16 protein-coding genes are annotated in these 14,631 nt (G+C 60.0%); 2 read left to right on the top strand and 14 right to left on the bottom strand.

Translation table 11 applies throughout. From position 1 onward, the window contains the following. Positions 1-142 precede the first annotated feature (142 nt). From GIW48_RS06735 to ccoN (GIW48_RS06680), 12 genes are all read right to left on the bottom strand, one after another. On the bottom strand, positions 143-682 hold the full coding sequence (locus GIW48_RS06735) for a FixH family protein (RefSeq protein ID WP_017134808.1): 540 nt from the start codon (positions 680-682) through the stop codon (positions 143-145). A 17-nt stretch (positions 683-699) separates the two neighbouring features. Next, positions 700-2,115: a cytochrome c oxidase accessory protein CcoG gene (gene ccoG / locus GIW48_RS06730; protein ID WP_236460282.1), complete on the bottom strand. Its 1,416-nt coding sequence runs from the start codon at positions 2,113-2,115 to the stop codon at positions 700-702. 207 nt (positions 2,116-2,322) lie between these two features. Continuing rightward, on the bottom strand, positions 2,323-2,733 hold the full coding sequence (locus GIW48_RS06725) for a type II toxin-antitoxin system VapC family toxin (protein ID WP_236460283.1): 411 nt from the start codon (positions 2,731-2,733) through the stop codon (positions 2,323-2,325). Next, positions 2,733-2,987, bottom strand: a complete 255-nt coding sequence (locus tag GIW48_RS06720; protein ID WP_017134811.1) for a type II toxin-antitoxin system Phd/YefM family antitoxin — start codon at positions 2,985-2,987, stop codon at positions 2,733-2,735. Before GIW48_RS06720 ends, GIW48_RS06725 begins: the two co-directional genes overlap by 1 nt. Positions 2,988-3,156: 169 nt before the next feature. Next, entirely contained in the window at positions 3,157-4,134 is a 978-nt protein-coding gene (ccoP, locus tag GIW48_RS06715) for a cytochrome-c oxidase, cbb3-type subunit III (RefSeq protein ID WP_017134812.1), read from the bottom strand. After that, entirely contained in the window at positions 4,131-4,316 is a 186-nt protein-coding gene (locus tag GIW48_RS06710) for a CcoQ/FixQ family Cbb3-type cytochrome c oxidase assembly chaperone (RefSeq protein ID WP_005790274.1), read from the bottom strand. Before GIW48_RS06710 ends, ccoP (GIW48_RS06715) begins: the two co-directional genes overlap by 4 nt. Positions 4,317-4,321: 5 nt before the next feature. Beyond that, positions 4,322-4,930 carry a cytochrome-c oxidase, cbb3-type subunit II gene (gene ccoO / locus GIW48_RS06705; protein WP_053257425.1) on the bottom strand — a complete coding sequence of 203 codons (609 nt, stop codon included), beginning with the start codon at positions 4,928-4,930 and terminating at the stop codon, positions 4,322-4,324. Beyond that, positions 4,930-6,372, bottom strand: coding sequence for a cytochrome-c oxidase, cbb3-type subunit I (gene ccoN / locus GIW48_RS06700; RefSeq protein WP_099548822.1), 1,443 nt, complete (start codon positions 6,370-6,372; stop codon positions 4,930-4,932). The genes ccoO (GIW48_RS06705) and ccoN (GIW48_RS06700) overlap by 1 nt, the downstream gene beginning before the upstream one ends. 448 nt (positions 6,373-6,820) lie before the next feature. Next, positions 6,821-7,768, bottom strand: coding sequence for a cytochrome-c oxidase, cbb3-type subunit III (gene ccoP / locus GIW48_RS06695; protein WP_170039234.1), 948 nt, complete (start codon positions 7,766-7,768; stop codon positions 6,821-6,823). Next, positions 7,765-7,965, bottom strand: a complete 201-nt coding sequence (locus GIW48_RS06690) for a cbb3-type cytochrome oxidase subunit 3 (protein WP_017134814.1) — start codon at positions 7,963-7,965, stop codon at positions 7,765-7,767. The genes ccoP (GIW48_RS06695) and GIW48_RS06690 overlap by 4 nt, the downstream gene beginning before the upstream one ends. Before the next feature lie 3 nt (positions 7,966-7,968). Further along, positions 7,969-8,577 carry a cytochrome-c oxidase, cbb3-type subunit II gene (ccoO, locus tag GIW48_RS06685; RefSeq protein ID WP_017134815.1) on the bottom strand — a complete coding sequence of 203 codons (609 nt, stop codon included), beginning with the start codon at positions 8,575-8,577 and terminating at the stop codon, positions 7,969-7,971. A gap of 10 nt (positions 8,578-8,587) precedes the next feature. Continuing rightward, the gene (ccoN, locus tag GIW48_RS06680) at positions 8,588-10,012 is read right to left on the bottom strand and encodes a cytochrome-c oxidase, cbb3-type subunit I (RefSeq protein ID WP_099548824.1); all 1,425 of its coding nucleotides are present in this window, start codon (positions 10,010-10,012) and stop codon (positions 8,588-8,590) included. A 79-nt stretch (positions 10,013-10,091) separates the two neighbouring features. Here ccoN (GIW48_RS06680) and GIW48_RS06675 point away from each other — a divergent pair, with 79 nt between their 5' ends. After that, positions 10,092-10,784, top strand: coding sequence for an alpha/beta family hydrolase (locus tag GIW48_RS06675; RefSeq protein ID WP_236460284.1), 693 nt, complete (start codon positions 10,092-10,094; stop codon positions 10,782-10,784). Positions 10,785-10,868: 84 nt separating this feature from the next. On the opposite strand, the gene GIW48_RS06670 is transcribed toward GIW48_RS06675, so the two are convergent. Both GIW48_RS06670 and GIW48_RS06665 read right to left on the bottom strand, forming a co-directional pair. Continuing rightward, on the bottom strand, positions 10,869-12,434 hold the full coding sequence (locus GIW48_RS06670) for a methyl-accepting chemotaxis protein (protein ID WP_056861515.1): 1,566 nt from the start codon (positions 12,432-12,434) through the stop codon (positions 10,869-10,871). 73 nt (positions 12,435-12,507) lie between these two features. Next, positions 12,508-13,299 (bottom strand): CPBP family intramembrane glutamic endopeptidase, encoded by a 792-nt coding sequence (locus tag GIW48_RS06665; protein WP_026013506.1) that lies wholly within the window; start codon positions 13,297-13,299, stop codon positions 12,508-12,510. Positions 13,300-13,720: 421 nt separating this feature from the next. Here GIW48_RS06665 and GIW48_RS06660 point away from each other — a divergent pair, with 421 nt between their 5' ends. Beyond that, on the top strand, positions 13,721-14,581 hold the full coding sequence (locus GIW48_RS06660) for a DMT family transporter (protein WP_236460285.1): 861 nt from the start codon (positions 13,721-13,723) through the stop codon (positions 14,579-14,581). Positions 14,582-14,631: the final 50 nt, after the last annotated feature.

The raw sequence follows: 14,631 nt of genomic DNA, 5'->3' as shown, positions 1-14,631 counted from the left end.
GTGGTAGCAGGGGGTTGGGCTGGTCATGGTGTGAAATCTATATCGGCTGGGAGGGCCTCATCGCGGGCAAGCCCGGCTCCCACAGGAGACCGCGATCCACTGTGGGAGCGGGCTTGCCCGCGATGCGCGAAGCGCAAGGGTTTTACTTTTTCAGGTCTTCGGCACCCTGCAACGGTTCATCACCCAGCAGCAAGTCCTTGTCGTGGCTGACCTCTTCTTCTTCGAACAGGCGCCAGGTCTTGTCGCCCTCCACGCCGAGCAATTCCACGAAGCGCCGACCCTCTACCTTGTCGGTGACCTGGCCGATGTAGCGGCCGGGTTCGCTGTCACTGCGGGTCAGGTTGATCTTGCGATCCTTCTGCGGCTGGGTCGGGGAAATCAGGTTCAGTTCCAGAGTGTTCGGGTTGCTGTAGCCCGTCAGTTGCAACTCGACTTCACCGGTCAACTCGTCCAAGTGCAATTTGCCGCGCAGTTGCAGGGTCTGGGCCAGCCGCTCACGGTCCAGGGAGCGGTTGATGCCTTTGCCGGCCTCGTAGTAGTTGTCGTTGACCAGGTTGTCCGGGTTCTTCACCGCAATGGTCACCATGGACAAGGTCAAGGTCACCGAGCAGGCCAGGATCCCAATGATGATCCAGGGCCAGAGGTGCTTGTACCAAGGGCTTGCGGCAGTAGCTGCGGGCATTGTTGTGCTCTCTGTTATTAGCGGACTTGTGGGCCGATGAATCGGCTCTTGGCTTCAATGTGGACGCTGTCGTCGTCGGCATCCTTGAGGATGAATTTCACCTCGTTGGTGCTCGACGGCAGTTGCTCTGGGGCGCTGGACAGCTCTACCGGCATCGTGAAGATCTCCCCGGCGGCGACCTTGATCTCGCGTCGGCCTTGCAGCTTGAGATCCGGCAGGCCCGAGGCGTCGAGCACGTAGGTGTGGTCGCGCTGGTCCTTGTTCATGATCTTCAGGCTGTAGACGTTTTCGATGCGGCCTTCGGCGTTTTCGCGGTACAGCACGCGGTCCTTGCTGACGTCGAAGCCGACCAGCGAGCGCATGAAAAATGCACCGGCCAACAGACCGATCATCGCCAGCAGCACCAAGGCATAACCGATCAGGCGCGGGCGCAACTTATGGGTTTTCTGCCCGGACAGGTTGTGCTCGGTGGTGTAGCTGATCAGGCCGCGCGGGTAGTCCATTTTGTCCATGATGTTGTCGCAGGCGTCGATACACGCGGCGCAACCGATGCACTCGATTTGCAGGCCGTCACGGATGTCGATGCCGGTGGGGCACACCTGCACGCACATCGTGCAGTCAATGCAATCGCCCAACCCCTGGGCCTTGTAGTCGATGCCTTTTTTGCGCGGGCCACGCACTTCGCCACGGCGCGGGTCGTAGGAAACAATCAGGGTGTCTTTGTCGAACATCACGCTCTGGAAACGCGCATACGGGCACATGTAGATGCACACCTGCTCACGCAGCCAACCGGCGTTACCGTAGGTGGCCAGGGTGAAGAACCCGACCCAGAAATACGACCAGCCATCGGCCTGGCCGGTGAAGAAGTCGAACACCAGCTCGCGGATGGGCGAGAAGTAGCCGACGAAGGTCATGCCGGTGACAAAGCCGATCATCAGCCACAGCGTGTGCTTGCTGAACTTGCGCAGGAATTTGTTCGCGCCCATCGGCGCCTTGTCGAGCTTGATGCGCTGGTTGCGGTCGCCTTCGGTGACCTTTTCGCACCACATGAAGATCCATGTCCACACGCTTTGCGGGCAGGTATAACCGCACCACACGCGCCCGGCGTACACGGTGATAAAGAACAGGCCAAAGGCCGCCACAATAAGAATGCCCGAGAGCAGGATGAAATCCTGAGGCCAGAAAGTGGCGCCAAAAATGAAGAATTTGCGTTCCGGCAGGTTCCACCAGACGGCCTGGTGGCCACCCCAGTTCAGCCACACGGTGCCGAAGTACAACAAGAACAGAGCGGCGCCACCGACCATGCGCAAGTTGCGGAACAGGCCGGTAAAGGCGCGGGTGTAGATTTTCTCGCGCGAGGCGTAGAGGTCGACAGTGCTGCTGGCGTTTTTGGCAGGCGGGGTAACGTCATGTACCGGTATCTGGTTGCTCATCATTGCATCCCACGGCGGTGGAGATTTGCCTCGGCCAGTACGTGCCAACCGTGGTCAAATTGGGGGTGTTGCAGTGGCGTAATGATACGCCTCTAGTACAGCTGAACAGGTGCGACCTTTGGTCGCGTTGGGGGAAATCAATTGATGGTGTACGTGATCTGGATCAATTGACTTGTGAAGTATGGCCGGTTTTTGCCGCTAGGCAGGTCATTCGTCCCATGGATTGATCAGAGGCACACCGCTGGACATGAAGTCACTGACGTTGCGCGTCACCACGGTGAGCCCGTGCACCAAAGCCGTTGCGGCAATCAACGCGTCACTCTCGTTGGACTGGTCCGGCACATGCAGATGGGCACAACGCAGCGCAACGGCGGCATCAACCGGCAGTATCCTGGCATCGAACGCTGGCATCACGTGGAGTTTGAGCCATGTCCGTAACACTTTCCCCTGAACCGGGTCTCGGCGTTCCATCCGCAGTACACCGGTTTCCAATTCCTTCAGCGTAATGGCCGAGATGAACATGCGCGGAGCGATAACACTTTTTGCCCAGGCTACTACTCTAGCGTCGGCCTGGGGTTTGCGAAGTTCGGAGATTACGTTGGTGTCGAGTAGATACATCAAGAGAGGTCCACAGGTCGGTGGGTGATCACGGCGCGTTCGGTTTCGAAGTCGATTTCGGCCGCTTCCGGCATCACCAACAGGTCAACGATGTCGACGTTCAAACCTGTCAGTTTCTGGTAGTCCTCAATGCTTAGCAGTACATGGGCAGGCTTGCCGCGATCGGTGATAAAAACCGGGCCTTTACTGGCGGCTTTTTTGGCACCACTTGTGTCTTGATTGAATTCACGGCTGGAAATGGTAGTGATGGTCATGGGGTATTCCCCTTCGGCAAATTTAATGTAGTAACGTTACTACTTTGCGTCGGCGCGCAGCAAGTGCAAGGTTCCGAATGGTCATGCGCTGCAATCGTCCCAGCCCGGCAGAAAACCATCCCGGCATAAAAAAGCCCCGCACTGCGGGGCTTTGTCGTTTGCCGAGAGCTTACTGCTCCTCAGCCTGCTTATCCCCATGGGACAGGCTGTAAACATACGCTGCCAGCAAGTGCACCTTGTCATTGCCTTGCAGCAACTCCTGCGCCGGCATCTGGCCCTGACGGCCATAACGAATGGTCTGCTGCAATTGCGCGAAGCTTGAGCCGTAGATGAATGCACCCGGGTGGGTCAGGTCCGGCGCGCCCATTGCTGGCGTGCCTTTACCGGCCGGGCCGTGGCAGGCCACGCAGTTGGCGGCGAACAGTTTCGCGCCGTTGGCCACGTCGGCCTTGGCGCCTTCCGGCAGTTTGCGGCCATCGAGGTTAGTCACCACAAAGCCCGCCACGTCGGCCACGCCTTGTTCGCCAATGACATCGGCCCAGGCCGGCATCACCGCATGGCGGCCTTTCATGATGGTTTCCTTGATGGTGGCTGGTTCGCCGCCCCAGCGCCAGTCGGCGTCGGTCAGGTTAGGGAAGCCGTAGGCGCCCTTGGCGTCGGAGCCGTGGCACACCGAGCAGTTGGAGGCGAACAAACGGCCACCCATCTTCAAGGCTTGCGGGTCTTTGGCGACGTCTTCAATCGGCATTGCAGCGAATTTGGCGAAGATCGGGCCGAACTTGGCGTCCGATTTGGCCATTTCCTTTTCCCATTCGTGCACGCCTGTCCAGCCGGTCTGGCCGTTGGCGAAAGGGGTTTGCTTGTCGTTGTCGAGGTAGTTGTAGCCTGGCAGCAGGCCTTTCCAGTTGCCAAGGCCGGGGTACAGCGCCAGGTAGCCGAGGGCGAAGATGATGGTGCCGACGAACAGCATGAACCACCATTTGGGCAGCGGGTTGTCGTACTCCTCGATGCCGTCGAACGAGTGGCCGACGGTCTCGTCCGTCTGCTCGGTGCGCTGGCCCTTGCGGGTCGACAGCAGCAGCCAGGTCAGGGCGAAAATGGTACCCAGACTGAGGACTGTGACGTACAGACTCCAGAACGTAGTCATTCTTTGTTACTCCTAGAAGCTTGCTCGACGTGCTTGATGGCCTCGGGATCATCTGCAAAGGGCAGCATGGTCGCGTCGTCAAACTCCGACTTGCGGCGCGGGCTGAACACCCACAGCGCCAGGCCGACAAAGGCCACCATCACCACAACGGTGCCCAGGCCACGAATCATCCCGATATCCATGAAGATCACCGTTTGCTTTTGATGATGGTGCCAAGGCCTTGCAGGTAGGCCACCAGTGCGTCCATTTCGGTCTTGCCCTTCACCGCAGCGGCTGCACCGGCGATGTCTTCATCGGTGTAGGGCACGCCCAGAGTGCGCAAGACTTCGAGCTTCTTGGCGGTGTCCTTGCCGTCGAGCTTGTTTTCCACCAGGAACGGGTACGCCGGCATTTTCGACTCAGGCACTACGTTGCGCGGGTTGTACAAGTGCGCGCGCTGCCAGTCATCGGAGTAGCGCCCGCCGACACGGGCCAGGTCCGGGCCGGTTCGTTTGGAACCCCACAGGAACGGGTGGTCCCAGACGCTTTCACCGGCCACCGAGTAGTGGCCGTAGCGTTCGGTTTCGGCGCGGAATGGGCGGATCATCTGCGAGTGGCAACCTACACAGCCGTTGGCGATGAACACGTCACGGCCTTCAACTTCAAGCGCTGGGCGCGGCTTCATGCCTTCTACGGGTTTGTTGGTCACGTCCTGGAAAAATAGCGGAACGATCTGGGTCAGGCCGCCGATGCTCACGGCGATGACCATGAAGAAGGCCAGCAGGCCGATGTTCTTCTCGACTACTTCATGCTTCATCAGTGAGCTCCCACAACGGCGATCTTGGTGGCGGCTTCGGCTTCTACCGGGTCGGAAGCACGCACGGTGCGCCAGACGTTGTAGGCCATGAACAGCATGCCGCTGGCAAAGAACGCACCACCGATGGCGCGGACGATGTAGCCCGGGTGGCTGGCTTGCAACGCTTCGACGAAGGAGTAGGTGAGGGTGCCGTCATCGTTGATGGCACGCCACATCAGGCCCTGGGTGATGCCGTTGACCCACATCGAGGCGATGTAGAGCACGGTGCCGATGGTGGCCAGCCAGAAGTGGGTGTTGATCAGGCCAACGCTGTGCATCTGTGGGCGGCCGAACAGTTTGGGGATCATGTGGTACAGCGCGCCGATGGAGATCATCGCCACCCAGCCGAGCGCGCCGGCGTGTACATGGCCAATGGTCCAGTCGGTGTAGTGGGACAGCGAGTTGACCGTCTTGATGGCCATCATCGGCCCTTCGAAGGTCGACATGCCGTAGAACGCCAGCGATACCACCAGAAAGCGCAGGATCGGGTCGGTGCGCAATTTATGCCACGCGCCCGACAGGGTCATCATGCCGTTGATCATGCCGCCCCAGCTTGGCGCCAGCAGGATGATCGACATGGCCATGCCCAGCGACTGCGCCCAATCCGGCAGTGCGGTGTAGTGCAGGTGGTGGGGACCGGCCCAGATGTACAGGGTGATCAGCGCCCAGAAGTGCACGATGGACAGGCGATACGAGTAGATCGGGCGTTCGGCCTGCTTGGGCACGAAGTAGTACATCATCCCCAGGAAACCGGTGGTGAGGAAGAACCCCACGGCGTTGTGGCCGTACCACCACTGAATCATCGCATCGGTCGCCCCGGCATAGGCCGAGTAGGACTTGAACCAGCTCACGGGCAGGGAAGCGTGGTTGACGATGTGCAGCATCGCCGTCACCAGGATGAAGGCACCGTAGAACCAGTTACCGACATAGATGTGCTTGGTCTTGCGCTTGACGATGGTGCCGAAGAACACCAGGGCGTAGGTCACCCAGACGATGGCGAGCAAAATCGCGATCGGCCATTCCAGCTCGGCGTATTCCTTGGTGGTGGTGTAGCCCAGCGGCAGGGTGATGATGGCGCCGAGGATTACGGCTTGCCAGCCCCAGAAGGTGAAGGCGGCGAGGCCATCGGAGATCAGTCGCGTCTGGCAGGTTCGCTGCACGACATAGTAGGAAGTGGCAAATAACGCACAACCACCGAAGGCGAAAATCACCAGGTTGGTGTGCAGCGGGCGCAGGCGGCCGAAGGTCGTCCAGGGCAAACCGAAATTCAATTCCGGCCACACCAGTTGCGAGGCGATAAACACCCCGAGCCCCATGCCAAGGATCCCCCAGACCACCGTCATGATGGCGAACTGGCGGACGACCTTATAGTTATAAGCAGTCGGACTGATTGCTGTGCTCATTCTAAGGTTCCACGGTTTAGGTTTTTTTATAGGTAAAATCGGCCGCAAGTATGTAGAAAGCGAGGGGCCATTGCAACGCAATGACTGACCTGTATCAATGCGTTCCGAGCCAGATTCTGCGCCCTTTCCATGTTTTACGTAGGGACAAAATCGGAAATGGAAAGCTGATCAAGTGGACAGGAATTTTCAGGGGCGCAACGAATACCGTCGCGTAGGCCAGGATTGGTCCACTGTGGGAACAAGCGTAGACCCGAAAGTGAGGAGGGGAAAGTTGGACTTGGGAAGGGTGCGACACTTGGCCGCGAGGTGAACCTGTGGCGAGGGAGCTTGCTCGCGCTGGAGTGCGTAGCGCTCCCAGGATTTTGGGGCCGCTTCGCAGCCCAGCGGGAGCAAGCTCCCTCGCCACAGTTAAGCGGGCCTCCCCTGATCAGGGGGAGGCATTCAGCAGTTACTCAGGTTGGCTTTCTGGCGTTGCGCCATCAGCGGTGTGGGACAAGCTGTACACATAGGCTGCCAGCAGGTGCACCTTGTCATTGCCTTGCAGTACATCCTGCGCCGGCATCTGCCCTTGGCGACCATGGCGGATGGTCTGCTGCAACTGGGCCAGGCTGGTGCCGTAGATGAAGCCGGCAGGCTCGGTCAGGTTCGGCGCGCCCATGGGCTCCATGCCGTGGCCTTGTGGGCCGTGGCACGCCACGCAGGTGGTGTTGAACGCGGCTTGGCCGGCTACCAGGTCGGCCGTGTTGTCAGCCGGCAATGGCAGCTTGGCCAAGTCATGACGCACATAGGCGGCGACGTTCTTAACGCCGTCCTCACCGAGGATTTCACCCCAGGCCGGCATTGCCGCATGGCGCCCGCTCATGATCGTGGCCTTGATCGCCTCAGCCGAGCCGCCCCAGCGCCAGAGGTTGTCCGCCAGGTTCGGGAAACCATACGCGCCCTTGGCATCCGAGCCGTGGCACACCGCGCAGTTGGAGGCGAACAGGCGCCCACCCATTTTCAGCGCCTGCGGGTCTTTGGCCACTTCTTCCACCGGCATGGCCGAGAATTTGGCGAAGATCGGCCCGAACTTGGCATCAGCCTTGGCCATTTCCTTGTCCCATTCCTTGGTCTGGGTCCAGCCGTCTTCATAGCCCGGCAACACGCCTTTCCAGTTGCCAAGGCCCGGGTAGAGGATCAGGTAGCCGACGGCAAACACCAGGGTGCCGGCGAACAGCATGAACCACCACTGGGGCAGCGGGTTGTCGTATTCCTCGATACCGTCGAAGGCGTGGCCCATGGTCTGGTCCACGCTGCCCTTGGTCTCGCCCTTGCGGGTGCCGATCAGTAGCCAGGTCAGGCCGATCAGGCTGCCGAGGGTCAGTACGCAGATCCATGTACTCCAGAAGGTAGTCATGGGCGGGTGCTCCTTGTTGCAGGCTCTTCTTGAGCGTCGGATGGAGAAGGTTCATCGGCAAACGGCAGCAGGCGGGCCTGCTCGAAGTCCGCATTGCGCCGGTTGTTGAACACCCACAGCGACAGGCCGATAAAGGCGATGGCGACCACCAGCGTGCCAAGGCCGCGGATGGTGCCCGCATCGAATTCAAATCCCATGGCTCACCTCTTGCTCTTGATGGCAGTGCCGAGCACTTGCAGGTACGAAACCAGCGCGTCCATCTCGGTCTTGCCCTTGAGGCTGGCGACGGCGCCACTGATGTCGTCGTCGGTGTACGGCACGCCGAGGGTGCGCATCACCTTCAACTTGGTCTCGGTGTGGCTGCTGTCGACCGGGGCCGTGACCAGCCATGGGTAGGCTGGCATTTTCGACTCCGGCACCACGTTGCGCGGGTTGTACAAGTGCGCGCGGTGCCAGTCGTCCGAGTAACGTGCGCCAACGCGTGCCAGGTCCGGCCCGGTGCGCTTGGAACCCCACAGGAACGGGTGGTCCCACACGCTTTCACCGGCTACCGAGTAGTGGCCGTAGCGCTCGGTTTCGGCGCGGAACGGGCGGATCATCTGCGAGTGGCACTGCACACAGCCTTCGCGGATGTAGATGTCGCGGCCTTCAAGCTGCAGCGCGGTGTAGGGCTTCATGCCTTCCACCGGTTTGTTGGTGACGTCCTGGAAGAACAGCGGGACGATCTGGGTCAGGCCGCCGATGCTCACGGCAAGCACCATGAGCAGCATCAACAGGCCGACGTTCTTTTCAATCGTTTCGTGTTTCATCATCGACTCCTCAGGCCAGCTGCGCAGTGGTAGTGGCTTCGACAGGTTGCGCCGAACGCACGGTGCGCCAGGTGTTGTAAGCCATCAGCAACATGCCGCTGAGGAAGATCGCACCACCCACCAGCCGCACGATGAAGCCAGGGTGGCTGGCCACCAGGGTTTCGACGAAGGAGTAGGTCAAGGTGCCGTCTTCGTTGACCGCACGCCACATCAGGCCCTGGGCGATGCCGTTGACCCACATCGAAGCGATGTAGAGCACGGTGCCGATGGTGGCCAGCCAGAAGTGCGCGTTGATCAGGCCGAGGCTGTACATCTGCTCGCGGCCAAAGACTTTCGGGATCATGTGGTACAGCGCGCCGATGGAAATCATCGCTACCCAACCCAGCGCCCCGGCGTGTACGTGGCCGATGGTCCAGTCGGTGTAGTGGGAGAGGGCGTTGACCGTCTTGATGGCCATCATCGGCCCTTCGAAGGTCGACATGCCGTAGAAGGCCAGGGAGACCACGAGGAAGCGCAGAATCGGGTCGCTGCGCAACTTATGCCAGGCGCCCGAGAGGGTCATCATGCCGTTGATCATGCCGCCCCAGCTGGGTGCCAGCAGTACCAGTGACATCACCATGCCCAGCGACTGTGCCCAGTCCGGCAGCGCGGTGTAGTGCAAGTGGTGGGGGCCGGCCCAGATGTACAGGGTAATCAGCGCCCAGAAGTGCACGATGGACAAGCGATAGGAATACACCGGACGCTCGGCCTGTTTGGGTACGAAGTAGTACATCATCCCCAGGAAGCCTGCGGTGAGGAAAAAGCCTACCGCGTTATGCCCGTACCACCACTGCACCATCGCATCCGTCGCACCACCATAGGCCGAGTAGGACTTGGTCCAACTCACTGGCAGGGACGCGTGGTTGACGATGTGCAGAATGGCCACGGTGATGATAAACGCACCGAAGAACCAGTTGCCGACATAGATGTGCTTGGTCTTGCGCTTCATCACCGTGCCGAAGAACACCACACCGTAGGCGACCCAGACCACGGCGATAAGAATGGCGATCGGCCATTCCAGCTCGGCGTACTCCTTGGATGTGGTGTAGCCCAGTGGCAGGCTGATAGCGGCCAGCACAATCACAAGCTGCCAGCCCCAGAAGCAGAACGCGGCGATTTTCGGCGCGAACAGCTGGGTTTGGCAGGTGCGTTGCACCGAGTAAAACGAGCTGGCGAACAGTGCGCAGCCACCAAAGGCAAAGATCACCGCGTTGGTGTGCAGCGGGCGCAAACGGCCGAAGCTGGTCCAGGGTAAATCGAAGTTGAGCGCAGGCCATACCAATTGGGCGGCGAGAAAAACCCCGAGCCCCATGCCGACGATGCCCCACACCACCGTCATAATGGCGAATTGGCGGACCACCTTGTAGTTATAGGCGGTACTTAAAGTAGTGTTCATGGTTCCCCATCCACGGTTCAACCCAAGCAAATGCGGCACTTGGGCTGGAGTTATAGGCAGACTAAAAAGCGAGGCAAGCATGGGCAAAGAGCACAAGGCCAGTATTGACGGGGATCAATGGGCGCAGTGTGTACGGGAACATGGCTGGTTGTGGAATGCCGCGACGGGGTCTATCGCGCGTGCGCCGGCGACACTGATCCTGGCCCACGGCGCCGGTGCACCGATGGACTCAGCCTTTATGAACGACATGGCTGCACGCCTTGCCGGACATGGCGTGAACGTGTTGCGCTTCGAGTTCCCGTACATGGCTCAACGCCGCGTGGACGGCGGTAAACGCCCGCCGAACCCGGCGCCGAAACTGCTCGAATGCTGGCGCGAGGTGTATGCCGAGGTGCGACGTCATGTCGCTGGGACGCTGGCGGTTGGCGGCAAGTCCATGGGTGGGCGTATGGCCAGTTTGTTGGCCGATGAGCTGGGGGCTGACGCGCTGGTGTGTTTGGGTTATCCGTTTTATGCGGTGGGCAAGCCGGAAAAACCTCGAGTCGAACATCTGGCCGGGTTGAAGACGCCGACGTTGATTGTGCAGGGCGAGCGCGATGCGCTGGGTAACCGGGCGGCGGTGGAAGGGTATGCGTTATCGCCAAGCATCGAAGTGATGTGGCTGGTGGCGGGGGATCATGATTTGAAGCCGTTGAAGGCTTCGGGGTTTGGTCATGAGCAGCATTTGGAGGCGGCTGCGGTGAAGGTGGCTGGGTTTTTGGGCGCCTGTTAGGGCCCCATCGCAGGCAAGCCAGCTCCCACATTTTGAATTGTGAATACCTTCAAATGTGGGAGCTGGCTTGCCTGCGATAGCGATTTACCGGTTAAAACGCTCTACCAGCGAATACTGGGTATTGGCGGTGTGCGTCAGCTCCTCACTCAACTGCGCCGAGTTCATCGCCTGTTCCGAGGTCTGATCCGCCAACAGCGCAATCGTGCTGATGTTACGGCTGATCTCTTCGGCTACTGCGCTTTGCTCTTCGGTAGCTGCGGCAATCTGCGTGGTCATGTCAGTGATATTGGCCACCGCCTCACTGATGCCCACCAGCGCCTGATCCGCCTCCATCACCCGCGCCACACCTTCTTCGGCCTGGCGATGCCCGGCGTCCATGGTTTGCACGGCCGCCGCTGCGGTGTGTTGCAGCTTGGCGATCAGCGTATGAATTTGTCCGGTGGACTCGGCAGTGCGCTGCGCCAGTTGGCGAACTTCGTCAGCCACCACCGCAAAACCTCGGCCCATCTCACCGGCGCGGGCCGCTTCGATGGCTGCGTTCAGTGCCAGCAGGTTGGTCTGGTCGGCAATGCCTTTGATCACATCGACCACACCGCCGATTTCATCGCTGTCCTTGGCCAGTTGGGTGACGGTCACACCCGTCTCGCCCACGGCCACCGACAGGCGCTGGATCGCCTCGCGGGTTTCCCCGGCGATGTCGCGGCCGCGACCGGTCAGGCGATTGGCTTCCTGGGTGGCGTCCGCCGTGCGCTGTACATGGCTGGCGACTTCCTGAGTGGTCGCTGCCATCTGGTTGACCGCCGTGGCTACTTGTTCGGTCTCTACACGCTGGCGTTCCAGGCCGCTGGAACTGTTATGCGCCAAGGTATTGGACTGCGCCGCTTGGTCGTTCAGGTGTTCAGCCGTGTCTTGCAAGCGTGTAAGACAGGTCTTCAGCCGCGCTTCCTGGCTGAGAATCGACATCTCCAGCCGCGCCTGCGCGCCACGGCTGTCGGTGTACATCTGCGCGATCAGCGGGTCGGAGGTGGTCTGCTCAGCCAAACGCAGCAAACGCTTGAGGCCGCGCTGCTGCCAGCTCAGCCCCAATAGACCCAGTGGCACCGACAGGCCCGCCGCCAGGGCAAAACCCCAGTGGGAATTGAGCGATGCACCGATCATGAAACTCAGCTGGCTGACCAGGATAAACGGCAGCCAGTCCTGCAACACCGGCAGCCACTTGTCGCGCTGCGGCACGGCGGACTTGCCCTGGTTGATGCGTTGATAGAGCGCTTCGGCCCGGCGGATCTGCTCGGCGGTGGGCTTGATGCGCACCGATTCGTAGCCGATCACCTGGTTGCCATCGAAGACCGGCGTCACGTAGGCGTTAACCCAGTAGTGATCGCCGGTCTTGCAGCGGTTCTTGACGATGCCCATCCATGGCAAGCCTTGTTTGAGCGTGGACCACATGTGCGCGAACACAGCCGACGGAACATCCGGGTGACGCACCAGGTTGTGCGGCGCTCGGACCAGCTCGTCGCGGGTGAACCCACTGATTTCGACAAAAGCGTCGTTGCAGTAGGTGATTACACCTTTGGCGTCTGTGGTGGAGATCAACCGTTGCTGAGCGGGGAAGGTACGTTCGCGCTGGGTAACGGGTTGGTTATTACGCATGGTTGTTCAATCCGCAAGGCTTTCAGGGGTTATCGGCGCTTGCGGGCTTTTATTTAACTTATTTTTGCAATAATCAGCCGGCCAGCATCGGGTAGGTAAACAGCCCGAAGTGAAGCAGGTTCAGCCCGAAGTGCGTGGCGATTGCCGCGCCCAACCCTCCAAAGCGATAGGCCAGGCCATAACCGACCCCGGCGATGCTTGCCAGCAATACCCAATGCCAACCTGCGCCCAGGTGCATCAAACCGAATAGCAGCGAGGCCAGCAGCAGCGCCACATTCTCGCCATAAGGCAGGTGTTTGAAGCGCTCGCTCAGGCCGCCCTGGATGTAGCCACGAAACAACGCCTCTTCAACCAGGGTCACCAGTAGCAGGTTGTTCAATACCCACAACCACGCCTGTTCCGGCCATTTGGGCGCCCAACTGATCATCCCCAGCAACATTGCGCCGCCCAACGCTGCAACGGCTGTCAGGGTCAACGCCAGCGCAGTCACGCAGATCGACAGGCGCAATGACCTGCGTGCCACGATCCAGGGGCAGGCCAGCAGCAGCCAGAAGCCGATCAACGGTTTGTCCTGGTTGAGGTACATCGAAAATGGCACCGAATCAGGCGTAAAGCGTTGAGGCGCGATCCCGCGGCCGTTGTAGAAACCTGGCAACCAATGCATCGCCAGGCCCAGCGCCAGCACGATAAACAAGCCGTGTCCGAGGTAACGCGCCCAAGGATTGCGTTGCTGGCGCACGGCGTAACCCGCAATCAGCAGCATGACTACGGAAACCGCCGCCAGCATGCCCAGTTGCCCGTAGGTCAAGGCCAGTACATAGCCAATGGAAAGAAGCAGCAGGTACAGCCAGGGCAGAGCAATCATGTGAAATCCTTGAAAAAAACTGGCCGGCATTATAGCGACCGACTTTCGTTGCAGGCATGAAAACTCTTCCACGCAAAACGCCTGGGTGAAGTGATTGCAAAATCGCTTGGCAGCTGGTTATAGTCCGCAGGTCTCAATCCCTTCAAAAAGATCAGCACATGCCAGCTTTCCAGCGCATAGCGGTAGTCGATTCAGCGGTCAACGCTGTGGTCGTGCCGTGCGCGAATAAGCAGCCTGCGCAGATCAGTCACTATCCCCCACCTGTCAGTAGCACGCCGGTGTACGCAGTCGTATCACCGCCGGGTGTTGGCATTTCGGGCTGATCAGCAAATTGCTGTTCCCGTCTGCCCGCCTGAAAAAAACCTATTGAATCTCAGCGTCTGCTGAATCGGCTTTTTTTGCCTGATGACAGGTGGTAACCATGTCTGTTCTTTCGAAACAATCCGTGGCCGCGGCGGCCTCGACGAGCCTGTTTGTCCTGCTGTGGAGCAGCGGGGCGATTTTCTCCAAGTGGGGCCTGGCCCACGCTTCACCCTTTGCCTTCTTATTGATCCGTTTTGCCATCGCCCTGGCGGGCCTGGTCATCCTGGTGCCAATGCTCAAGCTGAAACTGCCGCGCCCCGGCAAACCCATGCTGTATGCGGCGGCGACCGGCCTGGTGTTGTTGGGCGCGTATCAGATTTTCTACCTGCTGGCCCTGGACCTCAGAGTCACGCCAGGAATGATGGCCACCATCATGGGCGTGCAGCCGATCCTCACGGTGGTGCTGATGGAGCGTCAGCGCTCGTTAAGCCGGTTATTCGGCCTTGGGCTGGGGTTGGCGGGGTTGATCATGGTGGTCTATCAGGGCATCGGGCTGTCGGGTATGTCCCTGGCCGGGATGCTGTTCGGCTTGCTGGCGCTGGCCAGCATGACGCTGGGTTCGATCATGCAAAAACGCATCACCGACAATCCGTTGGGCACGCTGCCGGTGCAGTACGTGGCAGGGCTGCTGCTGTGCGCGGTGTTTGTGCCGTTCCAGCCGTTCCACTTTGAGCAAAGCGCGAGCTTTTACCTGCCGGTGCTGTGGATGGGCCTGGTGGTGTCGTTGCTGGCGACGCTGCTGCTGTATCGACTGATCGCGCGTGGCAATCTGGTGAATGTCACCAGCCTGTTTTACCTGGTGCCGGCGGTAACGGCGGTTATGGATTACCTGATCTTTGGCAATCGGCTTGCGCTGTTGAGCGTGCTGGGGATGGGGTTGATCGTTGTTGGGTTGGGGGTTGTGTTTCGTAGAGGTTAGCAGGCTGTATCTCCCTCCTTCGCCTTTGTGGGCGGAGGAGGGCAAGATTC

It is taken from the genome of Pseudomonas sp. PA-6-3C (genome assembly GCF_021605825.1).
Lineage (GTDB): Bacteria > Pseudomonadota > Gammaproteobacteria > Pseudomonadales > Pseudomonadaceae > Aquipseudomonas > Aquipseudomonas edaphica.
This window is presented reverse-complemented; position numbering and strand designations above follow the sequence as displayed.

Coding starts and splice junctions, on each gene's coding strand:
- GIW48_RS06735 (WP_017134808.1), bottom strand. CDS start 682: ATGCCCGCAGCTACTGCCGCAAGCCCTTGGTACAAGCACCTCTGGCCC.
- ccoG (WP_236460282.1), bottom strand. CDS start 2,115: ATGAGCAACCAGATACCGGTACATGACGTTACCCCGCCTGCCAAAAAC.
- GIW48_RS06725 (WP_236460283.1), bottom strand. CDS start 2,733: ATGTATCTACTCGACACCAACGTAATCTCCGAACTTCGCAAACCCCAG.
- GIW48_RS06720 (WP_017134811.1), bottom strand. CDS start 2,987: ATGACCATCACTACCATTTCCAGCCGTGAATTCAATCAAGACACAAGT.
- ccoP (WP_017134812.1), bottom strand. CDS start 4,134: ATGACTACGTTCTGGAGTCTGTACGTCACAGTCCTCAGTCTGGGTACC.
- GIW48_RS06710 (WP_005790274.1), bottom strand. CDS start 4,316: ATGGATATCGGGATGATTCGTGGCCTGGGCACCGTTGTGGTGATGGTG.
- ccoO (WP_053257425.1), bottom strand. CDS start 4,930: ATGAAGCATGAAGTAGTCGAGAAGAACATCGGCCTGCTGGCCTTCTTC.
- ccoN (WP_099548822.1), bottom strand. CDS start 6,372: ATGAGCACAGCAATCAGTCCGACTGCTTATAACTATAAGGTCGTCCGC.
- ccoP (WP_170039234.1), bottom strand. CDS start 7,768: ATGACTACCTTCTGGAGTACATGGATCTGCGTACTGACCCTCGGCAGC.
- GIW48_RS06690 (WP_017134814.1), bottom strand. CDS start 7,965: ATGGGATTTGAATTCGATGCGGGCACCATCCGCGGCCTTGGCACGCTG.
- ccoO (WP_017134815.1), bottom strand. CDS start 8,577: ATGAAACACGAAACGATTGAAAAGAACGTCGGCCTGTTGATGCTGCTC.
- ccoN (WP_099548824.1), bottom strand. CDS start 10,012: ATGAACACTACTTTAAGTACCGCCTATAACTACAAGGTGGTCCGCCAA.
- GIW48_RS06675 (WP_236460284.1), top strand. CDS start 10,092: ATGGGCAAAGAGCACAAGGCCAGTATTGACGGGGATCAATGGGCGCAG.
- GIW48_RS06670 (WP_056861515.1), bottom strand. CDS start 12,434: ATGCGTAATAACCAACCCGTTACCCAGCGCGAACGTACCTTCCCCGCT.
- GIW48_RS06665 (WP_026013506.1), bottom strand. CDS start 13,299: ATGATTGCTCTGCCCTGGCTGTACCTGCTGCTTCTTTCCATTGGCTAT.
- GIW48_RS06660 (WP_236460285.1), top strand. CDS start 13,721: ATGTCTGTTCTTTCGAAACAATCCGTGGCCGCGGCGGCCTCGACGAGC.